The organism is Paraburkholderia sp. BR14320 (assembly GCF_040948665.1).
In the GTDB taxonomy this organism is placed as follows: domain Bacteria; phylum Pseudomonadota; class Gammaproteobacteria; order Burkholderiales; family Burkholderiaceae; genus Paraburkholderia; species Paraburkholderia youngii.
In genome coordinates this window covers 1-237 of sequence record NZ_JBFPKG010000408.1, presented here as the reverse complement: position 1 = coordinate 237, position 237 = coordinate 1, and the positions used below count along the sequence as shown (strand labels likewise).

Annotated in this window: 1 protein-coding gene; it reads left to right on the top strand. The window is 61.6% G+C overall.

What is annotated here, in order from left to right; genetic code table 11:
- A partial coding sequence (locus tag AB3X89_RS40840; protein ID WP_368588126.1) for a hypothetical protein occupies positions 1-237 on the top strand: 237 nt, incomplete at both ends.

The window sequence follows — 237 nt, the reverse complement described above, 5'->3', positions numbered from 1 at the left end:
ACGAGGCGGGTCTGAATGCGGTGCTGGCAGTCGAGGCGAACGTCGACTGCGTGATCGCCGACGGCGCGTACTACAGTATTGCGCAGACCGAGGCATGGTCAACCTGTGGTGTGCTGCCGGTGATTCCCCCACCGGCCAATGCGGTCGCTCACAATCAACCGGCGACACGCTGGCACGACCATCTCGTTCGGTACATCAAGGACAAGGGCACCCATGCGTTCCGCAACAAATACGGGT